This window comes from Actinomycetota bacterium (assembly GCA_036280995.1).
GTDB lineage: Bacteria > Actinomycetota > CALGFH01 > CALGFH01 > CALGFH01 > CALGFH01.
The window spans coordinates 1-3,304 of the sequence record DASUPQ010000447.1; the positions used below are offsets into that span (position 1 = coordinate 1).

Annotated in this window: 5 protein-coding genes; 2 read left to right on the forward strand and 3 right to left on the reverse strand. The window is 70.6% G+C overall.

All coding sequences use genetic code 11. The annotated features are described in order from the left end of the window. Positions 1–123: 123 nt before the first annotated feature. Together VF468_14860 and VF468_14865 are read right to left on the reverse strand one after the other, a co-directional pair. A complete protein-coding gene (locus VF468_14860) occupies positions 124–483 on the reverse strand; it encodes a hypothetical protein (GenBank protein ID HEX5879574.1) in 360 nt (119 codons plus the stop codon). Between the two features lie 8 nt (positions 484–491). After that, positions 492–998 carry a cupin domain-containing protein gene (locus tag VF468_14865; protein ID HEX5879575.1) on the reverse strand — a complete coding sequence of 169 codons (507 nt, stop codon included), beginning with the start codon at positions 996–998 and terminating at the stop codon, positions 492–494. Positions 999–1,516: 518 nt separating this feature from the next. Here VF468_14865 and VF468_14870 point away from each other — a divergent pair. Further along, positions 1,517–2,266, forward strand: a complete 750-nt coding sequence (locus VF468_14870; protein ID HEX5879576.1) for a helix-turn-helix transcriptional regulator — start codon at positions 1,517–1,519, stop codon at positions 2,264–2,266. A gap of 329 nt (positions 2,267–2,595) precedes the next feature. Here the strand turns inward: VF468_14870 and VF468_14875 are convergent, their stop codons facing one another. Then, positions 2,596–2,829: an Lrp/AsnC ligand binding domain-containing protein gene (locus VF468_14875; protein HEX5879577.1), complete on the reverse strand. Its 234-nt coding sequence runs from the start codon at positions 2,827–2,829 to the stop codon at positions 2,596–2,598. 188 nt (positions 2,830–3,017) lie between these two features. Between VF468_14875 and VF468_14880 the strand changes: the two genes are divergently transcribed. Beyond that, positions 3,018–3,304 (forward strand): RidA family protein (locus tag VF468_14880; GenBank protein HEX5879578.1); only part of this gene is annotated, 287 nt, incomplete at its 3' end.

A 3,304-nucleotide genomic window follows, 5' to 3' on the forward strand; every position in this document is an offset into this window, starting at 1 on the left:
CCTCCCGTCAACGGTTGCAGCCGTTCGATCAGCGCCAGCTCGGTCTGGCGTCGGCGCAGGTGGCGGTCGTCGCGCAGCAGCTTCCAGCTGCCCTGTCCCGCAGCCCAGCGGTGCTCTGGTTGGTCATCGCTGCTTGGTTGCGGTTGTCTTCTCGACGTCGAGGAGCGAGATGGCGTACCGCCAGAACCCGTCGTCGCCACGGCGGACCACGTTGATGGCGTGGTCCGCCAACACCAAGGCGGTGTCGCGGACCTGGAGGATCCGCCGTGGTTCGGCGAGGTAGCGGCGGTCGAGGTCCCACAACTGGGTAGCGGCCTTGGTGATTTGCTGGTGGCCGCGGGCCTCTGGCAGGCCATCGCCGGCCACCAGCATGGCGCCTTCCTGGAAGAGCTGGTCGAGCGCGTGGTGGTCGTGGAGCACGAAGGCGTCCTCCAACAGGGTTTCCAGCTCCTCTGGGGTACGGGCTCCGGCCGCAGCGGCCATGTCGGCGCCTAGAACCGCAGCCCGTGCCGCTGGAGGATGGGCGCCGTGCCCTGGAAGTCGCCCTTGACGCCGTAGCGCGCCGCCAGCGCCTCGAGGGTCGCCGGGTCCGGCTCGCTGCCGAGGGCGCCGAGCTCGCGGAACAGGTCCTCGAAACCGCCAGGCGAGATGAGCTCCAGGACGCGCGTGGGGGTGTCGCCGGGATTCCAGAAGGTGTGCCACTGCCCGCGGGGCTTGAAGACCAGATCGCCAGGTCCGGCGAAGACCTCCTGGTCACCCAGCAGCGCCCCGAGGCGGCCTTCGAGGACGTAGCTGTACTCGTCCTCGCGGGTGTGGTAGTGCAGCGGGGCGGCCAGCACATGCGGCGGCAGGGTGTGCTCGACGACCGAGAGCCGCCCCCCGGTGTCGATGCTGTCGATCATGAACCGGTCGGTGCGCGACTCCGGCACCCCGGCGACCTGCCCGTCAGTGGGGCCCAGCACCCGCACACCGGTGCTGACTTCCTGGTGGGTGTCCATCGTTCCTTCCTTGCCGTTGGTGGTCACGGTGACGTTAGGGCCTGCCGGGAGGGCTGCCCATTCCAGAAAGGTGGTATTTGCAGGCGGGCGGACCGCCCCTAGAGTGCTGTCATGGCTCCCGTGAGTGGCGAGGTCAAGCAGCGGGCCGGCGACAGGATCGCCCGGCTGGCCGGGCACGGCCTTGACCTGGTGAGCTTCTGGCAGGCGTCGACTGAGGTGCTGGCCGGTGCCGTCCCCCATGGCGGGGCGCCGTGCTGGTACACGCTGGATCCGGCCTCGCTGCTGGTCACCAGCCACTACCAGCAGGGCCTGCCGGAACTCCCTGGCGAGTGGTTCGCCCACGAGTACTACCAAGACGACGTCAACAAGTTGGTCGACGTGGCCCGCTCCCAGCGTGGGATCTCGACGCTGCATGAGGCCACCGGGGGCGACCCGACCGGCAGCCCGCGCTGGCACTTCAACATGGCCCTGGGCGGTGACCAGGAGCTGATCGCCGCCCTGCGCACCCCTCCGGTGAGGTGTGGGGGGCGCTGGGGCTGTACCGCGAGCCCGGCCGGCCGCTGTTCGACGACGCCGAGGTGGCCTTTGTGCGGGCGGTGGCGCCCTCCCTGGCCGAGGGGGCGCGGCGGGCGCTGCTGGTCGGCGAGGCGGTCGACCCCGAAGGGCCCGAGTCGCCCGGCCTGCTGGTCCTGTCGGACACCTGGGAGGTTGAGTCGGCCACGCCCGGCGTCGAGCGCTGGCTGCAGGAACTCCCCGACGGCGAATGGGACGCCGGCCGGCTGCCGTCGGCGGTCCTGGCGGTCGCCGGCCGGGCGCTGCGCACCGCCGAGCACCCTGATGAGCCCGGGCAGGTCGCGGTCTCACGGGTGCTGGCGCGCTCGGGCACCTGGATCGTGCTCCACGGCGCCGCCCTGGTCTCCGGCAAGGCCCGCCGCGTGGCCGTGATCGTGGAGCCCGCCCACCCGGCCCGCATCGCGCCGATGCTGATGTCGGTCTATGGGCTGACCGAGCGCGAGCAGGACGTCACCCGGCTGGTCCTGCAGGGCAGCTCGACGGCGGAGATCGCCGAGCGGCTGGTCGTCTCCGCCCACACCGTCCAGCAGCACCTCAAGAGCATCTTCGACAAGACCGGCGTGCGCAGCCGCCGCGACCTGGTCGGCAAGGTCTTCTTCGCCCACTACGAACCGCGCGTGCGCGACAACGAACGCCGGGTGATCACCGATCAACCGGTACGTGGCGGGCCCTTGGTGGGCGGCGCCACCAGCTGAGGGACCCTGGCCGAGAAGAGGGAGGGCCACCGCCGGCACGGCTGCTCGGCCCTCGGTCGCCGCATGCTGGACGGGCGCGGTCTGCGGTAGCCAACCACGGCACCGATGTGGGTGATGGGTGAGATCGCCGTTGGTTGCTGTGCGACCATGGCCGATGCCCGCCGCCGCCACCAGGAGTGCCTCGGGTTCCTCAAGCAGCTCGCCCGACCCATCCACGCCGGCGGCTGCACCTGGTCTGCGACAACTCGCCACCCACAAGCACCCCGCGGTCCGCGCCGGGGCTGCGCCGCGGCGACTTCGTCAGCGTCACCGATCTCAGCGACGCAGCACTAGCGGGGCAGCACGATGCAGGTCACGCTGCGGGTCACACCGTCCAGGAGCTGGATGTGGGACACGACCAGCCGGCCGAGCTCGTCGAGGCTGGGCGCCTGCAGTCTCACGATGACGTCGTAAGGGCCGGCGAGGTCCTCAGCCAGCTGCACCCCATCAACCCTGGTCAGCGCCTGAGCGACATGGGCGACCTTGCCGACCTCGGTCTCGATCAGCACATAGGCACTCAGCATCCCACCAGACCTCCTGGGCGCCCGACCGCGCCGCCTGATCGGCCCGGCTCCCGACCTCACTTGGACCTGAGTGTTGCGGACGCATGCTACCGAGGTCGGTCGGCCGCCCGTCCAGGACAGTGGGCCCGGAGCGCCCGTCGTAGACTGCCTCGCCCTCTGTCCAACCACAAGCAGACAGGAATGGTCGCATGACCGATGCCGCATCCGGGCAGCTGCCCGTCACCGCCAACTTCATCAACCCCGAGGCGATGCACCACCCGGCTGGCTACACCCATGTGGTGGAGGTCACCGCGGGTCGACCGGTCTACATCGCCGGGCAGGTCGCCCTCGACCGCACGGGGGCGCTGGTCGGGCCAGATGACATTCGGGCCCAGGCACAGCAGGTGTTCGACAACCTCCAGGCCGCGCTGCAGGCGGTCGGGGCCGGCTTCGAGCAGGTGGTCAAGCTCACCTACTACCTGGTCGACGCCACCCA

Bases quoted from the DNA above. Each gene is read 5' to 3' on its own strand.
- VF468_14875 (HEX5879577.1), bottom strand. From the start codon at position 2,829: ATGCTGAGTGCCTATGTGCTGATCGAGACCGAGGTCGGCAAGGTCGCC.
- VF468_14865 (HEX5879575.1), bottom strand. From the start codon at position 998: ATGGACACCCACCAGGAAGTCAGCACCGGTGTGCGGGTGCTGGGCCCC.
- VF468_14860 (HEX5879574.1), bottom strand. From the start codon at position 483: ATGGCCGCTGCGGCCGGAGCCCGTACCCCAGAGGAGCTGGAAACCCTG.